The organism is Mycobacterium sp. D16R24, assembly GCF_002013385.1.
In the GTDB taxonomy this organism is placed as follows: Bacteria; Actinomycetota; Actinomycetes; order Mycobacteriales; family Mycobacteriaceae; genus Mycobacterium.
This window is the reverse complement of sequence record NZ_MAEV01000013.1, coordinates 78,574-100,566: the sequence shown is the minus strand read 5'-3', so window position 1 is coordinate 100,566 and position 21,993 is coordinate 78,574. Positions and strand designations below refer to the sequence as shown.

The following is a 21,993-nucleotide window of genomic DNA, read 5'->3' as shown; positions in this document are numbered from 1 at the left end:
TGGCCGGGGCCCTTCCCGGCTAATCTCATCTGGCCTGGTCAAATGGAACTGGAGGACCTTTCATGAGTGCATACAGCACTGTCGTTGTCGGTACCGACGGATCGGATTCGTCGTACCGGGCGGTCGACCGCGCTGGAGCCATCGCGGGCGCTGCCGGTGCCAAGCTCATCGTCGCGACCGCGTACTTCCCGGAGAACAACCCCCACTCGGCCGATGTACTCAAGGATGACGCGTACAAGGTCACCGGCAAGGCGCCCGTCTACGACATCCTGCGCACCGCCCGCGAGCGCGCAGCAGCAGCGGGCGCGACGAGCGTGGAAGAACGCTCGATCGAGGGAGCGCCGGTGGATGCGCTGCTGGATCTGGTGGTGGATTCCAAGGCTGATCTGCTGGTCGTCGGCAATGTCGGTCTGAACACCATCGCCGGACGGCTGCTGGGTTCGGTTCCCTCGGATGTCGCACGACGCTCCCGGTGCGACGTGCTGATCGTTCACACCACCTAAAGATCCGGCGCGCGCGAACGGGGCGGGGCTTACCAGCCTCGTTCGCGCCATTCGCCGAGCGATTCGCGCTCGGCGCCCAACGTGGTGTCGTCACCATGTCCGGGGTATACGACCGTGGAGTCGGCGTATGTGCCGAAGAGTCGTTCGCTGACATCGTCGAGCAGCTGATTGAAGTCTTCGGGGCTGAAGGTCTTTCCGACACCACCTGGAAAGAGTGAATCGCCGGTGAACAGGTGCGTCACACCCCCCGCGGTGAACGCCAGGGCCACCGAGCCCGGCGTGTGTCCGCGCAGGTGGATCACGTCGAAGTGCAGGTCACCGATATCGAAGCTGTCGCCCCCCGCCAGCAGCGTCGTGGGCGGCACAGGAAGCGGTCCGGCATCCAAATCATGTGCGGCACTCGGGGATTGGGTCTTGTCCACGATCGCCTCAAGGGCCTGCCAGTGATCGAAGTGTTGATGCGTGGTGACAATGAGCGCGATATTCGGGGCGTTCTCGTCCAGCAGGGTGGCCAGCCGTTCCGCATCGTTGGCCGCGTCGATCAGCAGTGACTTGCCGGTGTTCGCGCATGTCACGATGTATGCGTTGTTGTCCATCGGCCCCACCGAGGCCTTGATGATGGTCGCGCCGTCCACGGTGCGACGAGCCACGCCGGAGCCCGGCTCGATGTGGCCTGAGTAGTCATCATCGATGGTGATCGAGGTCATGGTTTCACCGTACTGGCCCCTCGTGACGCGAGGGTTGTCGGTGCCTCGTCCTAGCATGGAGTCGACGACTCGGCCTGCCTGGATTCCGCATGGGATTACAAGGGCTGAGCGATGCGAAAACACCTGCACATTGGGGCAGTGTGAAAGGAGACAGGTGGCCGACCGTCTGATCGTGCGGGGCGCGCGTGAGCACAACCTGCGCGGTATCGACCTTGACCTACCCCGAGACAGCCTCATCGTCTTTACGGGTCTCTCCGGATCCGGGAAGTCGAGCCTGGCCTTCGATACCATCTTCGCCGAGGGGCAACGCAGGTACGTCGAGTCGCTGTCTGCGTATGCCCGCCAGTTCCTGGGGCAGATGGACAAGCCCGATGTCGATTTCATCGAGGGGCTGTCTCCCGCGGTGTCCATCGACCAGAAATCCACCAACCGCAACCCTCGGTCCACCGTGGGCACCATCACCGAGGTCTACGACTACCTGCGTCTGCTGTATGCGCGGGCCGGCACGCCGCATTGCCCGGTATGCGGGGAGAAGATCGCCAAGCAGACCCCGCAGCAGATCGTCGACCAGGTGCTGGACATGGAGGAGGGCCTGCGATTCCAGGTGCTCGCTCCCGTGGTGCGCACCCGCAAGGGCGAGTTCGTTGACCTCTTCGAACAGCTGAACTCCCAGGGATACAGCCGTATTCGAGTTGACGGTGTGGTGCATTCGCTCACCGATCCGCCCAAGCTCAAGAAGCAGGAGAAGCACGATATCGAGGTGGTCATCGACCGTCTTGCCGTCAAGAACAGCGCCAAGCAGCGACTGACGGACTCGGTGGAGACGGCCCTGCGCCTTGCCGACGGCATCGTGGTGCTCGAGTTCGTCGATGCCGACGAGGACTCTCCGCAGCGCGAACGCAGGTTCTCCGAGAAACTCGCCTGCCCTAATGGCCACCCGCTCGCCGTGGACGATCTTGAACCACGGTCGTTTTCCTTCAACTCGCCCTATGGCGCCTGCCCCGAGTGCGCGGGTCTGGGGATAAAGAAGGAAGTCGACCCCGACCTCGTGGTCCCCGACCCGGACATGACCCTCGCCGAGGGCGCCATCGCACCCTGGTCAATGGGGCAGAACGCCGACTACTTCGTCCGGCTCATGGCAGGGCTGGGCGACGCCCTCGGGTTCGACGTGGACACCCCCTGGAAGAAACTTCCGGCGGCGGCCAAGAAGGCGCTTCTGGATGGCTCTTCGGAGCAGGTCCATGTCAGATACAAGAACCGGTATGGCCGCACGCGTTCGTACTACGCAGAGTTCGAAGGCGTACTGGCGTTTCTGCAACGGCGCATGGAGCAGACCGAGTCCGAATGGGCGAAGGAGCGCTATGAGGGCTTCATGCGAGACATTCCGTGCCCCGAGTGCAAGGGAACCCGCCTGAAGCCGGAGATCCTCTCCGTCACCTTGACCGCCGGTGAGCACGGGACCAAGTCGATTGCGCAGGTCTGTGACCTGTCCATCGCCGAATGCGCGCAATTCCTCAATGCATTGACACTCGGGCACCGCGAACAAGCCATCGCCGGGCAGGTTCTCAAGGAAGTCCAGTTCCGGCTGGGCTTCCTACTGGACGTCGGCCTTCAGTATTTGTCGTTGTCGCGTGCCGCGGGCACGTTGTCCGGCGGCGAGGCACAGCGCATCCGCCTGGCCACCCAGATCGGCTCTGGGCTGGTGGGTGTGCTTTATGTACTCGATGAGCCGTCCATCGGTCTGCACCAGCGCGATAACCGCAGACTCATTGAAACACTCACGCGGCTCAGGGATCTCGGCAACACGTTGATCGTCGTCGAGCACGACGAGGACACCATCAAACACGCCGACTGGGTCGTCGACATCGGACCGGCCGCGGGGGAGCACGGTGGGCGGGTGGTGCACAGTGGCACCTACGCCGAGCTGCTGAAAAACAAGAACTCCGTCACCGGCGCGTATCTTTCTGGCGCGGAAAGCATTCCGCTACCGCTGATGCGTCGCACGATCGACTCCAAGCGTCAGGTCACCGTGGTCGGCGCGCGCGAGCACAACCTCAAGGACATTGACGTCTCCTTCCCGCTCGGGGTGCTGACCTCGGTCACCGGAGTGTCGGGTTCGGGGAAGTCGACGCTGGTCAACGACATCCTCGCTACCGTGTTGGCCAACAAGCTCAACGGCGCACGCCAGGTGCCCGGGCGGCACACCCGAGTGACTGGTTTGGACCAGGTCGACAAGCTCGTGCGGGTCGACCAATCGCCGATCGGGCGTACACCCCGCTCCAATCCGGCGACCTACACCGGGGTCTTCGACAAGATTCGCACGCTGTTCGCGGCGACCACCGAGGCCAAGGTGCGTGGTTATCAACCGGGCCGGTTCTCCTTCAACGTCAAGGGCGGTCGCTGCGAGGCCTGCACGGGCGACGGCACTATCAAGATCGAGATGAACTTTCTGCCTGATGTGTACGTGCCGTGCGAGGTGTGCCACGGTGCGCGCTACAACCGGGAAACGCTCGAGGTCCACTACAAGGGCAAGACCATCGCGCAGGTGCTGGACATGCCCATCGAGGAAGCCGCCGAGTTCTTCGAGCCCATCACCTCTATCCACCGGTATCTGAACACGCTGGTGGAGGTCGGCCTGGGTTATGTGCGGCTGGGACAGCCGGCTCCAACGCTCTCCGGCGGTGAGGCGCAGCGCGTCAAATTGGCCGCGGAGCTGCAGAAGCGTTCGACGGGCAAGACCGTGTACATCCTCGACGAGCCCACCACCGGTCTTCATTTCGAGGACATCCGCAAGCTGCTCACCGTGATCAACGGCTTGGTCGACAAGGGCAACACCGTCATCGTCATCGAGCACAACCTCGATGTCGTCAAGACGTCGGACTGGGTCATCGACATGGGCCCCGAGGGTGGGTCGGGAGGCGGCACCGTAGTGGCACAGGGCGCACCCGAGTCGGTGGCACAGACCACGGGCAGCTATACCGGTGAGTTCCTGGTGGACCTGTTGCCCAAGCCCGTCCGGAACGGTAAGACTCCCGCGAAGGCCCCGTCCAAGAGCGCCGGAAAGCCGCCCGCCAAACCGCGTACCAGGAAGGTTGTCACGCCGGTCTAGGGTGGCATTCATGACTGACGCGGCAGTTGGTGAACCGTTCGTTCGCATCCTCGCCAACCTCGCGGAATCGTCGCCCGATGCCCCGGCGATCACCTGCGGTACCGAATCGGTCACCAGGGCCGAACTGGAGCGGCGTGCTACCGCGTTGGCGCACGCCTACCAACGTCTCGGTGTACGGCAGGGCGACCTCGTCACTATCGGGTTGCCCAACTCGGTGGAATTCTTCGCGGCCCAGATCGCGGTGTGGAAGCTCGGTGCCACCCCACAGCCGGTGTCTTGGCGTCTACCGCTCGCGGAACGCCGGGCAATTGTCGAGCTCGCCGACTCCGCGCTTGTGGTGGGGGTCGATCCGGCCGATCATCCGGATCGAGTGTGTGTGCAGGCGGGATTCGAACCCCTGGCAGAAGACCATGCCGCCGGGCCGCTGCCGGAAGTGGTATCGCCGGCCTGGAAGGCACCTACCTCCGGAGGCAGTACCGGCCGGCCGAAGATCATCCTCGCCCCCAGTCCCGCAGCCATCACCGGCCCGGCGGCCGGTGAGATCATGGGCATGCTGCCGGAAGATGCTCAGCTCGTCGCCGGTCCGCTGTATCACAATGCGCCGCTGATGTTTTCGTCATACGGACTCCTACTGGGCCATCATCTGATCGTGCAGCCGAAGTTCGACGCGCTACAAGCGCTCGAACTGATCGACACCCACAAGGTCACCTGGTTGCAGGTGGTGCCCACGATGATGTCGCGCATACTGCGCGAGGTGCGTCAGCACCCCGGCCGATTCGACCTGTCCACCATTCGGGTGTTGTGGCACATGGCTGCTCCGTGTCCGGTGTGGTTGAAACAAGCGTGGATCGATCTGCTGGGCCCGGAAGCGATCTGGGAGCTGTACGCGGGCACCGAGGCCATCGGCGGAACCATCATCACCGGACAGGAATGGCTGGCTCACCGGGGCTCCGTCGGTAAGCCTGCGCTCGGTGAACTGACGATCCTGGACGAGGAGGGAAACCCGCTGCCTTCCGGGGAGGTGGGGGAGATCTTCATGCGCCCGTGGGAGGGAACGCCCAAGCCCTACAAATACCTTGGTGCTGAGATTAAGCGGGTTGGAACCTGGGAGTCCATCGGAGATCTCGGGTGGCTCGATGACGATGGCTACCTCTACATGAGTGATCGTCGTACCGACCTGATCGTGACAGGCGGAGCGAATGTGTTTCCCGCGGAAGTGGAATCCGTCATGAACGGTTACCCCGGAGTGGTCGACAGCGTTGTTGTAGGGCTACCCGATGACGACCTCGGGCAGGTTGTGCATGCGGTGGTACACGCCGAGGGCACTGTGACCGAGGACCAGCTGCGCGAGTATCTGCTCGACGAGATTGTCCGGTACAAAGTTCCGCGCACCATCGAATTTGTCGAGGAGCCGCTGCGTGAGGACTCAGGCAAGGTCCGTCGCAGCCTCATCCGTGAGCAGGCGATTGCCCGTCGGGCCGCGACGGGCTAGCTTCCTCGCGCATCGACCTACGGATTTCTTCGAGCCGCTCGGCGGCTGCCCGGGCTCTGGCCTCGAACTGCTCCTCTGCCGCACGGCCCTCATCGCTTTCGGCGTCCAGCTCGGCGGAACCGGCAGCCGTGCCGGATCGGGTTTCGATCTTCTCGCGCACCGACTCGAAGGTTGGCACACCGCTGTCGGTGTATCCCGGATCAGGCGTATCGGACATACCGCTCGACGCTACTCCGCCTGGGCAGAACAGTTAGCGTGGCAACGGCGCATCAGGCACCGTGGGCGTGCCGATCCGGCCCGCCATCCAGGGGAGTGCCGAGGTGAACGCCGTCTGCGCGAATGGCCACTTGTGTTCGCCGGGCTTGTGCTGCACCGTGCATGAGATCCCTTGCGCCGCACCGATCTCGCACAGGCGGTGCGCGGCACGGTCCTGATCGCTCAGCGGAACGGCGGCCGAGGCGCCCGGGGCCGCTCCGGTACTGGTGATCGCTCCGGATCCCGCTCGATGTAGTCCGTTGACGTCGAACCACCCGGCGGTGTTCGCATACTGCCCATGACGCGACATCACCGTTGCCGGATCGAACTGCTCCCATGCCGACGTGTCACCGCCGAAAAGACGGGCAATGGTCTGCGTCTTGTTTCCGGTGTTCGGCGACATGTCACCGGCGATATCCTCGAAGGCGCTGAACAATTCGGGGTGTTTGACGGCAAGCGTTACCGCGCACGTGCCACCCATCGACCAGCCCACTAGGCCCCAGTTCTGCGGCCGTGGGCTGACCCCGAAACGCGACACCATGAACGGGACGACGTCCTTCGTGAGATGGTCGGCGGAGTTACCGCGCGGGCCGTTGACACATTCGGTGTCGTTGTTGAACGAGCCGCCCGCGTCGACGAACACCATGACGGGGGCGTTCCCGCCGTGCTGGCTGGCGAAGGCATCCGCCGCCTCGACCGCGTTCCCGCTGCGAATCCAGTCACTCGGGGTGTTGAACTCGCCGCCGATCATCATGATTGTCGGCAGCTGGGTGCGGGTGGAGTCGAACCAAGCCGGTGGCAGGTAGACGATCTCCTGGCGATGGCGAAATCCGCTGGCGTCGGCCGGGATATCCACCGGTACGAGCTTGCCCTTGGTCATCGTCGGGCCGCGGCGCTCCTCGCGAGCGGCGGTCACCGTGGCCATATCGGCCTGGTTGGGCAGCGGTCCGGCGGTCAACTGTGCCCACCCGGACTGGACGCTGCGCACGTAGCCCGTCCATTGATTCAGCATCAGTGATCCGGAAAGGAGTGCGAGTGGCACCGCGGTGAACGCGACAGCGCGACGCCACCAGTGCGCCGTGCGCCAGCCGACCAACAGGACCGTGGCGGCGACCCCGGTGAGCGCGATCCACACCCACAGCATGAGTGGCGCGGGGTTTCCTCTGTCGGCCCAGCCCTCGGAGTTGATGTACCAATAGGCCCACATGGCAAGGGTGGCGCCGACGGCTACCGCTACGGGTAGCCAGCGCTGAAACCACTGACGAGTACGCATTCCTATCGCGATGACGAGCGCAAAACCGGCAATGACCTGCATGGAGACTGAGAAGCTCCCATGTAACAACGAGATGTCATGACCGGACACGGCACCTATGATGGCCTAGTTACCTGTGAATTATCTGTCAGGTATTCGAGGAGTCCGGGTACGGAATCCGAACAGGTTCGTCGTGGTTATCGGGGTTTGGCCAGCGGGAACGGCAGGGTCTCGCGAATGCTGCGCCCCGTGATGAGCATGACCACACGGTCGACCCCCATACCCATACCGCCGGTGGGCGCCATCGCATATTCCATCGCACGCAGGAAGTCCTCGTCGAGTTCCATGGCCTCGGCGTCACCGCCCGCCGCGAGAAGCGACTGCTCGTACAGGCGTCGACGTTGCTCCACCGGGTCGGTCAACTCGGTGTACGCGGTGCCAAGCTCGACACCCCAGGCCACCAGATCCCACCGCTCGGCGAGACCCTCGATGCTCCGGTGTGGGCGCGTCAGCGGGGACACCGACACCGGAAAGTCGCTGTAGAACGTGGGTGTGGTGGTGTGCTTTTCGACGAGCTGCTCGTAGAGCTCGAGCGCCAGGTGCCCGGCATCCCACCTCGGATTGAACTGCACCTCCGCCGATCGGCAGAACCGTTGCAGCGTAGGCACTTCCGTTGTCGCGTCGACCTGTTCGCCGAGGGCCGCCGAGACCGCCTGGTGCACTGGGATGATCGGCCACTCGCCGCTGATATCGACGGGGGCCAGCTTCCCGTCCGCGCCTTCTCCACCCGCCCGCATCACCACTTCGCTACCGTGCGCTGCCCTCGCGGCGTTCTGGATCAGCTGTTGGGTTGTCTTGGCCCATGTCAGATAATCGGCATGAGCCTGATACGCCTCCAGCAGGGTGAATTCGGGGTTATGGCTGAAGTCGACACCCTCATTGCGGAAGGCCCGGCCCAGTTCGAAGACCCTTTCCACGCCGCCCACGCAGAGTCGCTTGAGATACAGCTCGGGCGCGATGCGCAGATACAGGTCGAGGTTGTAGGCGTTGATATGTGTCAGGAATGGGCGCGCGTTGGCTCCACCGTGTACCTGTTGCAGGATCGGCGTCTCGACCTCTAAGAATCCCTGCGATAGCAAGGTGTTGCGCAGAGACGTGATGATCGCGCTGCGCGCCGCGATCTGGTGCCGGGCCTCTGGGTTGATCGCCAGATCAAGGTATCGAGCGCGCACCCGCGCCTCGGGGTCGGTGAGACCCTTGCGCTTATCGGGCAACGGATGCAGGCACTTACCGATGATTCGCCACGATCGCACCAGCACGGACCGGGTGCCATTGTGCGACTGGCCCATGACCCCACTGGCCTCGACCAGGTCGCCGAGATCGATGGCGGCGGTGAACTCTTCGTGCAGGAGTGGGTCGTCGATGAGCAGCTGTACCTCTGCCGACCAGTCGCGCAGCTGTGCGAAAAGCACACCGCCATAGTCACGGATGCGCAGCAGACGACCGCTGACGACGACCTCGGTACCCTCGGCGGCGGCCAGCGCCTCGGCGACGGTGTGGCTGGGCGGTGAGCCGGCCGGGTAGGCGTCGATTCCTCGCTCCCGCAAGGCGGCAAGCTTGCCGAGCCGCACCTTGACTTGCTCGGGCACCCGCTGCAGAGCCGTGGGCTGCGGCGGCAGGTCGGGGGCGGTGCCATCGTGGTGCAGCATTCCGGTTGCCACGATGGCCTGAGGCACCGCACTGTATTGACCGGTGTGCCGTGGCTTGTCCCGATTGCCGAACGGTAAGACCAGGAACCCCTCGGCGATCACCGATGCGATGCCGATCCGGGGGATGAGCCGGGCGTCCTCGTAGCAGGCGAATCGGGGCACCCATTCGGGCTGATATTTCACGTTGGAGCGGTACAACTGTTCAAACTGCCAGAACCGTGAGGCGAACATCAACACCGAGCGCCACAGCCGGAGCACCGGGCCGGCGCCGATACGGGAGCCGTCCGCGTAGACGGAGCGGAACATCACGAAGTTGAGAGAAACCCGGGTGATTCCCATGGCCTCTGCCCGGGTGAGTAGCTCGGTAACCATGAATTCGATGGTGCCGTTGGGCGATTGACGCGAACGGCGCATCAATTCGAGGGACACCCCAGTGGCGCCCCAGGGCACCAGTGACAGCATGGCGACGGCGTTGTCGTCCGGGTCGACAGCCTCCACGAGGAGGCAGTCGCCGTCGGTCGAGTCCCCCAACCGCCCGAGAGCCATCGAGAAGCCGCGCTCGGTGTTGCCGTCACGCCACATGTCGGCGTTGGTGATGATCTGTCTCGCCTCGTCCGCCGTCAATTCACGATGGCGGCGGATACGCACCGACAGTCCCGAGCGCCGGGCGCGGTTGACGGCCTGGCGGACAGCCGCCATGTGCGGACCCGATATCGAGAATGACCGCGGGTACAGGATCGCCTCGTCGCCGAGTTCCAGTGCGTTCAGGCCGTGTTCGCGGTAGGCGAGCGCGCCCTCGGCGCTCGCGCCCATCACCGCGGGCGCCCAGCCGTACGCCTGGCATACCTGCAGCCATGCGGCAATGGCCTGGCTCCATGCCGTCTTGTCCCCGATGGGGTCCGCGCTGACCAGGCAGACGCCGACCTCCACGCGATATGTCACGGCCGCGCGGCCATTGGGCGCGAAAATCACCGCCTTGTCGCGCCGTGTCGCGAAATATCCGAGGGAATCATCCTGCCCGTACCGATCCAGCAGACCCCGAATCAGGGATTCGTCGTCGCCGGTCAGCGCATTGACCGCGCGTTGGGAGCGGAAGAGCACCACTGCCGCGGACATCAAGGCCAGCGCCCCGAACAGACCGAAGAGCCAGTTGAGGAACAGATGCGGATGACCGTCGAAGAATTCGTGGCCTGCAAGGGAGAACCCGGCCACACGGTTCAGCGCCCACCAAAAACGATCGGATCGCGCCAAGGTCCCCGGGAACATTTCGGTGAGACTCCAGGCGACGAGCGTTCCGAGGGCCAAACCGCCGATGAGCACGGCAACGGCCTTGACCGTCGCACCGCGACGCACCTTCGCGTAGAACTCACGACGCGCGAGGACCAGCACAATGATCGTGCCCCCGTGGAGCACCAGCCCGAGGATCTCGACGGTGTCGCGATGCTGAATGAAACCGCCGATATTCAGGGCCGACAGCACCGACAGGTTGATCAGCAGGATCCACCACGCCATGCTCTTGCGTACGGCGAGTGCCGCAGCCAGTAGCGATAGCACGAAGGCCCACGCGAGGCTGGTATCCGGCCAGTCGAACAGATACTCGTCGATAAACGCTCGGGGAACCTGTGTCAGGTGCCGGATGATCGGCGAGATACTCGACAGGAAGATCATCGCCGCGAACACCCCGACGAGCCACCCGAAGAAGGTCGGTACCCAGTGCAGTGTTGAGGTGGGTGAGGGAATCGGCTTGGGGGTCTTGCCAATTCCCGGGCCGGCTAGTGGCGGTGAGACAGAAACCTCAGATGTCACCTAGCGAGGATAGGCCGTGTAGCTGGGAGTTCACTGACGCTCAGCGCAAGTACTTCTCGCCGGGCCCCTGGCCGGGTTCATCCGGGACGGCGCTGGCTTCGCGGAATGCCTTCTGCAGACTCTGCAATCCATCGCGGATCGGAGCGGCGTGCGGGCCCAGGTATTCGACCGAGGCCGCCACCAGACCGGCGAGCGCGGTGATCAGCCGACGGGCCTCGTCGAGATCACGATGTGGGCTTTCGTCAGGATCAGGGGAGGACAGGCCCAGTTTCTCGGCACTGGAGCTCATCAGCATCACAATGGCCTTGGTGATCACCTCGATCGCCGGGATATCGGCGAGCTCGCGGATCGACTCGGTGAGGGGCTCGTCGTGATGGTCAAGGTCATCGGTCACGGCTGCTAGACTGTCATGCGCGACCGTTCCCGGCTCCGTCGGGGACATCAAGTGGAGTCCCGCTCCCACCGCTGGCCATACGGTACAGCGGTCCGGTCCAGCCACCTCCGGGTGGTTGTTCTGCGATCTGCAGAACGGCGCATGTCGTCGTGACCGGTCGGCTTCGGGCCCTGCCATGAGCAGGGCTTTTCTGTTCGTAATGAGCAGAGTGCTGATGGACCCCGCTTTATGTCCCTGTCGATCTGTGTTCCGGTCACGACAGTTAGAGGACGAGCCAGGGAGGCCACATCAGCACTGAGACCCGCATCAATGAACGCATCCGCGTACCCGAAGTCCGCTTGATCGGCCCGAAAGGCGAACAGGTCGGCATCGTGCGGATCGAAGATGCGCTTCGCGTCGCCGCAGACGCCGATCTCGACCTTGTCGAGGTAGCCCCAGACGCCAGACCTCCGGTCTGCAAGATCATGGACTACGGCAAGTTCAAGTACGAGACGGCTCTGAAGGAGCGCGAGTCTCGCAAGAACCAGCAGCAGACCGTTGTCAAGGAACAAAAGCTTCGGCCGAAGATCGACGATCACGACTACGAAACCAAGAAGGGCCACGTTGTGCGCTTCTTGGAAGCCGGATCCAAGGTCAAGGTGACGATCATGTTCCGCGGACGCGAACAGTCGAGGCCCGAACTGGGCTACCGGCTGTTGCAGCGGCTCGGCGCAGACGTCGCCGAGTTCGGTTTCGTGGAGACCTCCGCGAAGCAGGACGGCCGCAATATGACGATGGTGCTGGCGCCACACCGGGGTGCGAAGACCCGGGCCAAGGCAGCTCAGCAGGCCGAAGCTCCTGCAGGGCCGGCCCCAGCCCAGGCGGCCCCACCGGCCGAGCAAGCGCCCACCGAACAGACCTAGTACGGAAAACGAAGGACAGGGAACACCAAGATGCCCAAGGCCAAGACCCACAGCGGTGCGTCGAAGCGCTTCCGCACCACCGGTAGCGGAAAGATCGTGCGCCAGAAGGCGAACCGTCGCCACCTGCTGGAGCACAAGCCCACCAGCCGCACCCGTCGTCTCGACGGCCGCGCCGTGGTTGCAGAGAACGACGCCAAGCGCGTCAAGAAGATGCTGACCGGCTAGCAGCCGCGTTCACGACCACCCCAATACACAGCACCACACTGCATCACTAGAAATCACTAATAAGGAAAACTTATGGCACGCGTGAAAAGGGCCGTCAACGCCCAGAAGAAGCGCCGGACAATCCTGAAGGCCTCCAAGGGCTACCGCGGTCAGCGGTCGCGCTTGTACCGCAAGGCCAAGGAGCAGCAGCTGCACTCGCTGACCTACGCATACCGGGACCGTCGCGCCCGCAAGGGTGAGTTCCGCAAGCTGTGGATCGCGCGTATCAACGCCGCGGCTCGCGCCAACGACATCACCTACAACCGATTCATCCAGGGCCTAAAGATCGCGGGCGTCGAGGTTGACCGCAAGAACCTCGCCGAGCTGGCTGTCAGCGATGCGGCCGCGTTCACCGCGCTGGTCGAGGTTGCCAAGGCCGCGCTGCCTGAGGACGTCAACGCTCCAGCCGGGGAAGCCGCCTGAGCAACTCGGCTCTGACTGAGCGGTCACAAACAGTGATCGACGCGGTCAAGCTGCACCGGCCCGCCGCCCGTCGGCGGGCCGGTCTTTTTCTGGCGGAAGGCCCCAACCTGGTCGAGGCCGCACTGCGGTCCGGCGCGGTAGAACGTGTCTTCGCGACCGAGGCTGCCGCGGAGCGATTCGCGGGCCTCTTGGTTGACGCACCCATACATCTGGTGACGGAACGTGCCGCGAAAGCATTATCCGACACCGTGACTCCGGTCGGGCTGGTAGCCGAGTGCCGTTCCATCGCGGCCAGGTGGCCTCAGATCGTCGCGCTTTCACCACGGTTCGTCGTTGTCGCCGTTGATATCTCGGAGCCGGGCAACGCGGGCACCCTGATTCGCGTTGCCGACGCGATGGGCGCCGATGCCGTGGTACTGGCGGGAAACAGTGTCGACCCGTTCAACGGCAAGAGCCTGCGTGCCTCGGCGGGCAGCATTTTCAACATCCCCGTCGTACCTGAGGGAGATGCGTCGTGGATCGCCGCGGACCTCACCGCGCGGGGTGGGGCAGTGCTGGCCACCACCCTCGACGGCGAGCTGTCGCTCGACGATGCCGATCCGGTGCTGGCCGGGGCCTGTGCCTGGATCTTCGGAAACGAAGCGCACGGGCTCGACAGCGCGACGGCCGCACTGGCGACGCATCGGATCAGCATCCCGATGCGCGGGGGAGCCGAAAGCCTCAATCTGGCGAGCGCCGCGTCGATTTGCCTATACGCCACGGCGCGGATGCATCGCGGTCAATGGCCTCCAGTACTATCCGACAAGCCGTAACGACGAGTACTAGTAACTTCCACGGATCGAGGAACCTAATGCCCGCACCCCTGCAGATCAGGCACTTTCGTGAGTCGGATGTTCCCGACCAGACCGGTAAGACACACGTGATCACCGGCGCGAACAATGGCCTAGGTCTCGTCGCCGCCGAGGCGCTGGCCCGCGCCGGTGCACGCGTCGTGCTGGCCTGCCGCAACCAGGAGACCGGGCGGGCAGCGCTGGACAAGGTGCGCTCACTGGGGCCCAACGCCGATCATGCGCTGGTCGAACTGGACCTCACCAGCCTTGCCTCCGTGCGGTCCGCCGCAGACGCGATCCGCACTCAGGCGGCCACTGTCGACGTACTGATCAACAACGCCGGCGTCATGGCGATTCCGCTGCGGCGTACCGCCGAGGGATTCGAGATGCAGATCGGCGTCAACCACCTCGGTCACTTCGTCTTGACCGACGCGCTGCTGCCCTCGCTGCTCGCTGCCGACGCACCCCGGGTGGTGTCGCTGGGAAGTGTCGCGCACGCGCAGGGACGCAATCAACTGAAGGTCGATGATCTGAACTTCACCCAACGTCGGTACAACCGGATGACCGCATACCGCGCCTCGAAGCTCGCCTGCATGCTGTTCGGCTCGGAGCTGGCCCGCAAGGCCGCCGCCGCCGGATCCTCGCTGGTATCGGTGAATGTGCACCCCGGGGTGGCCGCCACCAACCTGTTCGATTCCATGATCCCGAAGATCCCAGGGCTACATAAGGCCTTCTACTTCGGCATGGGTCTGGTGCTCCAGGACGAGCGCCAGGGCGCCGAGGCTGAGCTGTACGCGGCGTCGATGCCCGATGTTCAGCCCGACGACTACCTTGGCCCCACTCAACTGACTGGTGCGCGCGGACCGGTGGCTCGTGCGCCCCGATCCAGCGAGGCACGTGATGCGCAGCTGGCGGCGCGGCTATGGGAGAAGTCGGTAGAGCTCACCGGCGCGAACTACTCCCGCCTCACCGGCTAGGCCCCGCTGCGATCACTCTGAGTCCAACACTCGTGTCGCGCATCGTGGTTCGGCATGATAGGTGCTCGACGCGGGTGTGGCTGAGAGGCTAGGCACCGGCCTGCAAAGCCGTTCACACGGGTTCGAGTCCCGTCACTCGCTCTGGTTTCGTCAAGCGAACGTCGACAATGAGCCCCCAACGTCGACAATGAGCCCCCTGCGAACAGGGGGCTCATTGTCGACGTTGGTCCGTTAGCCGGCGGCCGGCTCTTCCGCGGGGTTCGGCGGTTGACCATCCGGCGACTCGAGAACTGGAGGGGTTGGCGCTCCCGGCATCACCGTCGGAGCGGTCGCCTCGATCCCGGCCGCGCTTTGCGGCGGTGCACCGTGCGGATCCTCCAGCGCGGGGTTCTCGTTCCCCGCACCGAACTGCACGCCCGTGGTGCTGGCAGGCGCGGCGGGCGTCGTGCCGCCCTGAATCCCGTACCGCGTGCTGGAAGAGGTCAACACGTTCGCGGGATGAGCGGCATTGCCCAACTTGCTGCCCGGCAGTCCGGCAGCACCGGCCGCGGGATCGGCGTTGGCGGCGATCTTCACGCCGCGCGCGTCCACCGTGGCCGGGGCCACCGCCGGGAAGTTGTTGTAGATGTACGTGTAGCTGCCGGGGGTGGCGGGCAGTGGTGCCGGTACACCGGGCACGAAAGGTATCCCCGGTGGGTCAGCGAGCGCGGTGGGCGCCGGGAGCGCTCCCAACGCTAGCGCTCCGGCGACACCTGCCATGGCGGCAACGATCTTCCTTTTCGGCACGAGTACCTCCCTAGATCTTGATCGGGTCGCCGTAGATGGCGAACTCAGTGTGCGCCGAGGCGGTCGAGATCCTCAAGTAGACATACGAGCGGATGGTGACATCGCCGCCGCACGCGTCGGCCTTAATGTGCAGATTATCGACATCGAGCATCGCCTTGCCGCTGTCACTCAACGCCATGTTGGCCAGGGGGAGGTCGGTGATCACACCAGGCTGCAAGATGGTCTGCACAAACCCGGCGAGACCACCCGAACCACCGACCGACGGACCACCGCTGTAGCCCACAGACCCGGCCAGACCGCCGGTGCCACCGATCTGCAGACCGCTGGAAACGTCTGTCTGACAACCCAGTTGGTATCCCGCGATGAACAGGCTGTCGGTGATCGGGGCGGACCCTCCAGTGGCGATCGCCGTCGCGTCGAAGGTCACGAACGCCTCGCGGGAGTTCGAGGCCTCGGCCAGGTTGGGCACCGAGTTGATGGTCTCGTGGTCGATCCGGATCATCAGCGTCCACCCGTCACGACTTACCTTGGTGTACGTCTGCGGCGCCATGGACACCGGATCGGCCTGGGCCGGAGCCGTAGCCAAGGTACAGATCGCGGTGAACAACGCCATGACGGCGCCGACTCGCTTACGTACTGCCATCTGAGTGCCTCGTTTCCCCTTGCGGATGTGAATGGTGGTGAACCTGTGTCTGAGTTTGGGAGCTATTGCGGCGTCGGCGATTACCGGTCGGTGTGATAGGTCCGTTATCAAGCTGACGGAAAGATACGCCTGCGAAATCACCGCCGCTGATCAAAACTCACAGCCCGTTCACAGGAATCGCCTTGTGGGACAAGCGTCCTCACCCCCGAATTTCCTTCACGGTGCGTTGATGATGTGTTGCTGGACGCTGAAAATCGACAAAAGACAGGCTGTCCGAACTAGTTGGTGCGCTGGGCCAATCGCCTGATGAACACCGCGTGTCGGGCCGCTCACGGCACGGTGAACCCGTTGTCCGGGCGACGCAGTTTCGTCTGTCAGGCGATAGGAATTTCGCGGCCGAAAATGTGGTCTACGCCACAGAAGTGCCCTGTAAAAGCTGCGTAAACAGGTGTTACGCGACCTCGAGACCACCCCGGACGGCCCACCGGGGAGCGGCCAACGAGAAGGCGGCATGCAATAGCTCGCCCGCACGGGCAGTGAGCGACGTCGGCTGGACCGCCGGCGGTACGTAGTGCATGGGCATTCCCCGCCTATCCCGCGGTGGTGCGGTGATCTTGGGTGCCTCGACGAGGGGTGCATCAGGCGGCAACTCTCCCCGTGCGCGCTTGTATGCCGACACCGAAGAACTGAACACTCCGGTGGCAACCCAGTTCTGAAATGCTCTGGCCGGGGCCCAGATCTGCTGCCAGAGGAAGTCCGGCATCAGTACGTACTTCGGCTTCGGGATCTGAATGTGGAAGATGTCCAACGTGGCCCGATTTATCTCCAGCTGGTCATCACAGACCCGCGCCCAGTACTCCTGGAACTCTTCCCGGGAATTGGGCACCGGCCGCATGCTCATGCCGTACATCCGGTACCACTGGACGTGCTCGGCGAACAGCTGCCGCTTTTCTGCCTCGGTAAGCCCGCCACAGAAGTACTCGGCGGTGTTGATGATGAGCATGAAGAACGTGGCGTGAGCCCAATAGATGGTCTCCGGATTGAGGGCGTGGTACCGCCGTCCCTTGCCATCGACACCTTTGATGGTGTCGTGGTACCCCGAATCTGGCGCCCGGTGTTCGCGGCGCGGTCGCCGTCGTAGACCACGCCCATGATGGGAAAGACCGAACGCGTGACCCGTTGCAGGGGTTCGCGCAACAGGATCGAATGATCCTCGACACCGGCGCCCAACTCCGGGTACATGTTCTGGATGGATCCGATCCACACGCCAAGCAGCCCGGTGCGCAGATCTGCGAAGTACTTCCATGTCGGCGAATCTGGACCCGGCGGTTGCGGTGCGTCGTTCTGATCGATTTCATACGCTGGTTCGGCTGGCGATCGCGCTCCGGACGAGCGCTCGCGCGCGGATCGCCGAGCACCTCGGCTGGCAGTGGCGGATGTCATCGTTGACCTCCTGTGTGGCGCCTATCACGCACGATATGGGTGACAACCGACGTTGTCCGCGAGCCCCCCTGGGGTGTCGGGAACCGTTTGCCAACCGTGTCCGAAGCTCCACGCTGCCGCTACCAGCGCCGACCGACTGCGACCAGGCAGTCGAGGAGCGGGGCGCGGCCATCGCGACACTGGCAACGACGAGATTGCCGCCGCACACCCCAGCACATAGGCTGATGCGGTGGATATCGAGCCGTCAGGCCTCGATGCCGAACCGGACCGTGAGCACGACACTGGAATCCGTAAGCGCAGGCGAGGCCGCACCCGTGGGCCTGTGCGGCATGACCTCGCCGCGGAGTCGACAGACAACGCGGTGCCGGCGGAAGACTCCGATCCCTCCGAACCCACGTCTCGGCAGATCGCGCGCGCGTCACGTACGGCCGGTGACTGGTTTCGCAAGATGGACCGGGATCCCACCGTCGTGGCGGCGGTACGCCGCGCCCGGCGTTCACTGCCCGGCGACCCATACTTCGGTGATCCTTTGTCCACAAGCGGTTTTGGTGGGGCGAGTGCGGTGGCGCGTGCGGCCGACCGGTTGGTGACCGACAGGGATACCGCGTTCCGCGAGTTCGGGTTCGGCGCGCTGCAGATCTGGCAGGCCTTCACCGAGAAAGTCAGCAAGCAACCGGCCAATCGAGAGGTCACGCTCGTCTTCACCGACCTCGTCGGATTCTCGGAATGGGCACTGGAGGCCGGCGACGAGGCGACCCTGAAATTGCTGCGCCGCGTGGCATCGGTCGCCGAGCCGCCCATGCTCAACGCTGGGGGCCAGGTGGTCAAGCGTATGGGTGACGGCATCATGGCCGTCTTCGACGACCCGGTGACGGCCCTACGTGCTGTCCTTCCCGCCCGCGAGGCATTGAGAAACGTTGAAATCCAGGGATATACGCCGCTGATGCGGATCGGCATCCACACCGGCACGCCTCAGCGCATCGGATCGGACTGGCTTGGCGTCGACGTGAACATCGCGGCCCGTGTCATGGAGAGCGCCACCAAGGGTGGCCTGGCAATCTCGCAACCCGCGCTGGCCAAGGTGCCCCTGGTGCTTCTCGATCACTTGGGCCTCACGCCCACGCCTGTCCGGCGACCGCTCTTCTCCAGCAGGCCCGCAGGCGTGCCCGAGAACATGAAGATGTACCTGCTCGAAACTCGCAGGGAACTGCCAGCGGCGGGAGATGACGGTCGCATCTAGACGGTGCGATCATGGGTCATGCGGAGAGTCTGGGCCGCGCTAGTCCGGCTACGAGTGACGATCGCTTATGCGGTCGCGCTGGTCGCGGTGGCCACCGTGCTGGTTGTGGAAGGTCCACGCGTGCAAGATCGAGTCGTCGCGCATGCCAGTACCAATCTGCACAACCTGCATCAGGGACGGTTGGGGACGCTCATCGGCAGCGCCTTTGTCACCGATGCGGGGCCGATCTACCTATGGCTTCCCGGCTTAATCTGCATCCTCGCCCTCGCTGAACTACAATGGCGCAGTGGACGTTTGGCATTGACCTTTGCCCTCGGGCACATAGGCGCGACCCTCATCGTCGGAATCGGAACGGCGCTGGCGATCTGGATGCACTGGGCCCCGGTTTCCCTCGCACGGGCCAGCGACGTGGGGATGAGTTATGGAACGGCTGCCGTCGTCGGGGCACTGACGGCATCGATCCCGCAGCGCTGGCGCGCCTCCTGGATGGCGGGCTGGGTCTCCATCGGCGCCGTGTCCATCGCATGCAACCAAACCTTCACCGAGGTAGGACACCTCACGGCACTTCTCCTCGGAATGCTCGCCGCGCACACACTTTCCCTGCGCACACCACGTTGGTCCGCACTTCGATTGGTGCTCTTAGGGTTCGGCGGACTCTTCGCCCTCATGATGTTCTCCGAAGATGGCCAGACCCTCGCCGCGGCGGTACCCACCGCGCTGGCGGCAGTACTCGTCACCCAGTGGGTCAGGTTGCGGCGGAAGCCTCGTGATCAAGTAGCCATCGCTTGATGGGAAGCCCATAGCGGAAGCCTCCCAACGCGCCACCGACCCGATACACCCGGTGACACGGCACGAACAGCGCCGCCGCGTTACGCGCGCACGCACTGGCGGCGCCACGGATGGCAGCGGGTCGCCCAGCGCGGGTGGCGAACTCGCTGTAGGTGATGGGCGCCTCCGGATCGACATTGCGCAACACGTCCCAGGCATGCATCAGGAAATCTCCGGACTGCTGGGTGACGGGAATCGGGTCGATGGCAGTCAGATCGCCCGCGTGGTAGTCGGTGACAGCCTTGGTGACTTTCCCGAGGTCAAGCTTGCGGCTGAGGGTCTGCGGGCGCAACGTCGGATGAATCAGCGAGCGCAGCAGGTCGGGGGAGTCCGTCCATCCCGAGGCCAGGACCGCGCCCGACCCGTCAACGATGGCGGTGAATGGTCCTACCGGCGTGGTCAGAGTCGTGTAGTCGCTCATGAATTTCCTTTCCGCGTGCGGTTGCGTTGACGTGTCTGCGCGGCGATCCCCTTGCGCCACAGGTGCATAGATACATACGAACGCCACGGCGAGCAGTCGCGGGCGGCCCCGAGGTCGATACCCTCGGCCAACGCGCCGCGGCGCAGCACCAAATCGTGTTCGAGCAGGACATCTGGATCAGCGAGTTGACGCATCACCACGTAGTCCGCGGTCCAGGGTCCGATTCCCTTGATTTCCAACAGCTGCCGACGCGTGTCGGCGGCGGCCATGCCCTGATGCAGCTCCAGCTTAGCCGTCGCAAGCCTGTCCGCCGCTCCGACAATCGCGCCGATCCGTGCTGCGGGACCGACCAATACCTCCGCGCCCGCCGCAGCGACAGATTCGGCGGTGGGAAACAGGTGAGTCACCCGCCCCGTCGTGTCCGTCACTTCCTCACCGAGCGCGGCAACCAGGTTTGCCGTCGCAGTGTTGGCCGCGGACACCGAGATCTGCTGACCGATCATGGTGCGTAACAGCAGCTCTGACCCATCGACCGTCCCGGGCACCCTGATTCCGGGAGCCTCGGCAACGAGGGGAGCCAGCGCGGGATGCGCCGACAACGCGTCATCGACCGCCGCGGGGTCGGCGTCGAGATCAAGAAGGTGACGCAGGCGCGCCACGGCAGGTGCCAAGTCGCGCATATCGGTGAGCTGCAGGTCCGCCCGCACCTGATCGGCGGCCACCGTCAGGGTCACGACGACCGGACCATGAGGCATCCGCAGCGCCCGGGTGTAGCGCCCTTCGGAAAAGTCCTCGACACCGTGCGCGCAGTGATGTTCCAGCAGCCAGGTGGACCATGCGACGTTATGGGGCTGCCGCAGGGGGAGTTTGAGACTGACACCGCTAGGTGTCGGAGCCGATGTCAGGTCGTCCCGGCGGGGCAACTCGGTCCGCAGCTTCGACGGTGTGGTCGCGAACACCGCCGCAATCGTGTCGTTGAATTGCCGGATACTGGAAAACCCTGCCGCAAAAGCGATATCGGACATGGCCAGCCCGGTCCGCTGAATCAGCAGACGCGCGGTGGTGGCCCGATTCGCCCGTGCCAGGGCCAACGGGCCCGCGCCGAGCTCAGCCAGCAGAACCCTGTTGAGTTGCCGACTCGAGTATCCCAGGGCACGAGACAGGCCCTCGACACCTTCGCGCTCGACCACACCATCGCCGATGAGGCGCATCGCCCGAACGGCCAAGTCGGACTTGATATTCCACAGCGGCGACCCCGGCGCCGCGTCCGGCAGGCACCGTCGGCACGCCCGATAGCCATCGGCCTGCGCGGAGGCGGCGGTGGGATGGAATGAGACATTCTGCCGTTTCGGTGTGATGGCAGGGCAGGACGGTCGGCAGTAGATTCCCGTGGTGCGAACCGCCGTGTAGAACTGCCCGTCGAATCGGGTGTCACGGGACCGCACGGCCCGGTAACAGGCCTCCGCGTCAAGTTCCATGCATCCGAGCATGCCCGCCACCACGCCACAGTGCTAGCGGAAATCAGACATTATCCTCCGGTCGGGGTTTTCTCCCAGATCCGGGCGTAGCGACGCCAGGCCAGCAGCGTGATCCCCATCGATATCGCGGTGCCCGCTGTCGCCCCGAGCCACCTACGACGCCATGCCGCCACAAGGGCCGAGACTAGGGCGGTGCTGCCGAGGAGGCTCAACGCGGTGAGAGCGGTATCCGACGTGGGCTTGGTCATCCAGATCTCCTCGCCACGTATAGCGCGAGTGGCAAACGACCTGTCATCCCGGGGTGGTGGCGTCACGACCGGGTTGATCACGAGCCAGATGCCGATCGGGATTGCCCACCGCCACTGCCGGGTCCACACCGGCACGAGCAACAGCGGTGTGCTTGCCCAGCGCGACCACGCACTCACCGGGTGACAATGTCTTTCGAAGATCCAGCGGCGCACTGCTTCGCCATTCACACCGTCGACATTAGGCGGCTCCGGTCGTGCCCGTCAGGCATGACCGGAAGGTGGT

At 64.4% G+C, this 21,993-nt stretch carries 20 protein-coding genes, 1 tRNA gene and 1 pseudogene; 11 read left to right on the top strand and 11 right to left on the bottom strand.

The window, feature by feature from the left end:
* Positions 1-62: 62 nt before the first annotated feature.
* Positions 63-503, top strand: coding sequence for a universal stress protein (locus B4383_RS11915; protein WP_070939743.1), 441 nt, complete (start codon positions 63-65; stop codon positions 501-503).
* 29 nt (positions 504-532) lie between these two features.
* On the opposite strand, the gene B4383_RS11910 is transcribed toward B4383_RS11915, so the two are convergent.
* A complete protein-coding gene (locus B4383_RS11910) occupies positions 533-1,210 on the bottom strand; it encodes an MBL fold metallo-hydrolase (RefSeq protein ID WP_078292688.1) in 678 nt (225 codons plus the stop codon).
* 154 nt (positions 1,211-1,364) lie between these two features.
* Here B4383_RS11910 and uvrA point away from each other — a divergent pair, with 154 nt between their 5' ends.
* On the top strand, positions 1,365-4,319 hold the full coding sequence (gene uvrA / locus B4383_RS11905; RefSeq protein WP_078292687.1) for an excinuclease ABC subunit UvrA: 2,955 nt from the start codon (positions 1,365-1,367) through the stop codon (positions 4,317-4,319).
* A 10-nt stretch (positions 4,320-4,329) separates the two neighbouring features.
* Entirely contained in the window at positions 4,330-5,811 is a 1,482-nt protein-coding gene (locus B4383_RS11900) for an AMP-binding protein (RefSeq protein WP_078292735.1), read from the top strand.
* On the opposite strand, the gene B4383_RS11895 is transcribed toward B4383_RS11900, so the two are convergent.
* From B4383_RS11895 to B4383_RS11880, 4 genes are all read right to left on the bottom strand, one after another.
* Positions 5,768-6,028, bottom strand: coding sequence for a hypothetical protein (locus tag B4383_RS11895; protein WP_078292686.1), 261 nt, complete (start codon positions 6,026-6,028; stop codon positions 5,768-5,770). The genes B4383_RS11900 and B4383_RS11895 overlap by 44 nt on opposite strands.
* Before the next feature lie 33 nt (positions 6,029-6,061).
* Positions 6,062-7,438, bottom strand: a complete 1,377-nt coding sequence (locus B4383_RS11890; protein ID WP_078292685.1) for an alpha/beta hydrolase-fold protein — start codon at positions 7,436-7,438, stop codon at positions 6,062-6,064.
* A gap of 77 nt (positions 7,439-7,515) precedes the next feature.
* Positions 7,516-10,788, bottom strand: a complete 3,273-nt coding sequence (gene lysX / locus B4383_RS11885) for a bifunctional lysylphosphatidylglycerol synthetase/lysine--tRNA ligase LysX (protein ID WP_286144000.1) — start codon at positions 10,786-10,788, stop codon at positions 7,516-7,518.
* An 85-nt stretch (positions 10,789-10,873) separates the two neighbouring features.
* Positions 10,874-11,227 (bottom strand): DUF1844 domain-containing protein, encoded by a 354-nt coding sequence (locus B4383_RS11880; protein ID WP_078292683.1) that lies wholly within the window; start codon positions 11,225-11,227, stop codon positions 10,874-10,876.
* 287 nt (positions 11,228-11,514) lie between these two features.
* On the opposite strand from B4383_RS11880, the gene infC reads away from it, so the two are divergent.
* The 6 genes from infC to B4383_RS11850 all read left to right on the top strand — a co-directional run bounded on the left by infC (position 11,515) and on the right by B4383_RS11850 (position 14,764).
* Positions 11,515-12,129: a translation initiation factor IF-3 gene (gene infC / locus B4383_RS11875; protein WP_078292682.1), complete on the top strand. Its 615-nt coding sequence runs from the start codon at positions 11,515-11,517 to the stop codon at positions 12,127-12,129.
* A 30-nt stretch (positions 12,130-12,159) separates the two neighbouring features.
* Entirely contained in the window at positions 12,160-12,354 is a 195-nt protein-coding gene (gene rpmI / locus B4383_RS11870; protein ID WP_005058702.1) for a 50S ribosomal protein L35, read from the top strand.
* A 72-nt stretch (positions 12,355-12,426) separates the two neighbouring features.
* The gene (gene rplT, locus B4383_RS11865) at positions 12,427-12,816 is read left to right on the top strand and encodes a 50S ribosomal protein L20 (protein ID WP_005058700.1); all 390 of its coding nucleotides are present in this window, start codon (positions 12,427-12,429) and stop codon (positions 12,814-12,816) included.
* A 32-nt stretch (positions 12,817-12,848) separates the two neighbouring features.
* Positions 12,849-13,628: an RNA methyltransferase gene (locus tag B4383_RS11860; RefSeq protein ID WP_078292681.1), complete on the top strand. Its 780-nt coding sequence runs from the start codon at positions 12,849-12,851 to the stop codon at positions 13,626-13,628.
* Positions 13,629-13,666: 38 nt separating this feature from the next.
* A complete protein-coding gene (locus B4383_RS11855) occupies positions 13,667-14,623 on the top strand; it encodes an oxidoreductase (RefSeq protein WP_078292680.1) in 957 nt (318 codons plus the stop codon).
* 70 nt (positions 14,624-14,693) lie between these two features.
* Positions 14,694-14,764 (top strand) — tRNA-Cys (locus B4383_RS11850).
* Positions 14,765-14,854: 90 nt separating this feature from the next.
* Here the strand turns inward: B4383_RS11850 and B4383_RS11845 are convergent.
* The 3 genes and pseudogenes from B4383_RS11845 to B4383_RS11835 form a co-directional block, all read right to left on the bottom strand.
* On the bottom strand, positions 14,855-15,409 hold the full coding sequence (locus tag B4383_RS11845; RefSeq protein WP_078292679.1) for a hypothetical protein: 555 nt from the start codon (positions 15,407-15,409) through the stop codon (positions 14,855-14,857).
* A gap of 10 nt (positions 15,410-15,419) precedes the next feature.
* Positions 15,420-16,022 carry an MspA family porin gene (locus B4383_RS11840; RefSeq protein ID WP_078292678.1) on the bottom strand — a complete coding sequence of 201 codons (603 nt, stop codon included), beginning with the start codon at positions 16,020-16,022 and terminating at the stop codon, positions 15,420-15,422.
* Between the two features lie 481 nt (positions 16,023-16,503).
* A pseudogene (locus B4383_RS11835) lies at positions 16,504-17,495 on the bottom strand (oxygenase MpaB family protein).
* Between the two features lie 229 nt (positions 17,496-17,724).
* On the opposite strand from B4383_RS11835, the gene B4383_RS11830 reads away from it, so the two are divergent.
* Together B4383_RS11830 and B4383_RS11825 are read left to right on the top strand one after the other, a co-directional pair.
* Positions 17,725-18,735 (top strand): adenylate/guanylate cyclase domain-containing protein, encoded by a 1,011-nt coding sequence (locus tag B4383_RS11830; RefSeq protein ID WP_078292677.1) that lies wholly within the window; start codon positions 17,725-17,727, stop codon positions 18,733-18,735.
* An 18-nt stretch (positions 18,736-18,753) separates the two neighbouring features.
* Positions 18,754-19,524 carry a rhomboid-like protein gene (locus tag B4383_RS11825; protein ID WP_139360715.1) on the top strand — a complete coding sequence of 257 codons (771 nt, stop codon included), beginning with the start codon at positions 18,754-18,756 and terminating at the stop codon, positions 19,522-19,524.
* Here the strand turns inward: B4383_RS11825 and B4383_RS11820 are convergent.
* The 3 genes from B4383_RS11820 to B4383_RS11810 are packed head-to-tail and all read right to left on the bottom strand — an operon-like array spanning position 19,481 to position 21,923.
* Positions 19,481-19,984 carry a methylated-DNA--[protein]-cysteine S-methyltransferase gene (locus B4383_RS11820; RefSeq protein WP_078292675.1) on the bottom strand — a complete coding sequence of 168 codons (504 nt, stop codon included), beginning with the start codon at positions 19,982-19,984 and terminating at the stop codon, positions 19,481-19,483. The two genes, B4383_RS11825 and B4383_RS11820, sit on opposite strands and share 44 nt — an antisense overlap.
* Positions 19,981-21,462 (bottom strand): AlkA N-terminal domain-containing protein, encoded by a 1,482-nt coding sequence (locus B4383_RS11815; RefSeq protein WP_078292734.1) that lies wholly within the window; start codon positions 21,460-21,462, stop codon positions 19,981-19,983. Before B4383_RS11815 ends, B4383_RS11820 begins: the two co-directional genes overlap by 4 nt.
* 50 nt (positions 21,463-21,512) lie before the next feature.
* On the bottom strand, positions 21,513-21,923 hold the full coding sequence (locus B4383_RS11810; protein ID WP_353615626.1) for a DUF6653 family protein: 411 nt from the start codon (positions 21,921-21,923) through the stop codon (positions 21,513-21,515).
* Between the last annotated feature and the right edge of the window lie 70 nt (positions 21,924-21,993).

Excerpts from the sequence above, each read along its gene's own strand:
- B4383_RS11820 (WP_078292675.1), bottom strand. The coding sequence starts at position 19,984 with ATGAGCGACTACACGACTCTGACCACGCCGGTAGGACCATTCACCGCC.
- B4383_RS11895 (WP_078292686.1), bottom strand. The coding sequence starts at position 6,028 with ATGTCCGATACGCCTGATCCGGGATACACCGACAGCGGTGTGCCAACC.
- B4383_RS11815 (WP_078292734.1), bottom strand. The coding sequence starts at position 21,462 with ATGGAACTTGACGCGGAGGCCTGTTACCGGGCCGTGCGGTCCCGTGAC.
- B4383_RS11910 (WP_078292688.1), bottom strand. The coding sequence starts at position 1,210 with ATGACCTCGATCACCATCGATGATGACTACTCAGGCCACATCGAGCCG.
- B4383_RS11840 (WP_078292678.1), bottom strand. The coding sequence starts at position 16,022 with ATGGCGTTGTTCACCGCGATCTGTACCTTGGCTACGGCTCCGGCCCAG.
- rpmI (WP_005058702.1), top strand. The coding sequence starts at position 12,160 with ATGCCCAAGGCCAAGACCCACAGCGGTGCGTCGAAGCGCTTCCGCACC.
- rplT (WP_005058700.1), top strand. The coding sequence starts at position 12,427 with ATGGCACGCGTGAAAAGGGCCGTCAACGCCCAGAAGAAGCGCCGGACA.
- B4383_RS11825 (WP_139360715.1), top strand. The coding sequence starts at position 18,754 with ATGCGGAGAGTCTGGGCCGCGCTAGTCCGGCTACGAGTGACGATCGCT.
- B4383_RS11900 (WP_078292735.1), top strand. The coding sequence starts at position 4,330 with ATGACTGACGCGGCAGTTGGTGAACCGTTCGTTCGCATCCTCGCCAAC.
- B4383_RS11915 (WP_070939743.1), top strand. The coding sequence starts at position 63 with ATGAGTGCATACAGCACTGTCGTTGTCGGTACCGACGGATCGGATTCG.
- B4383_RS11855 (WP_078292680.1), top strand. The coding sequence starts at position 13,667 with ATGCCCGCACCCCTGCAGATCAGGCACTTTCGTGAGTCGGATGTTCCC.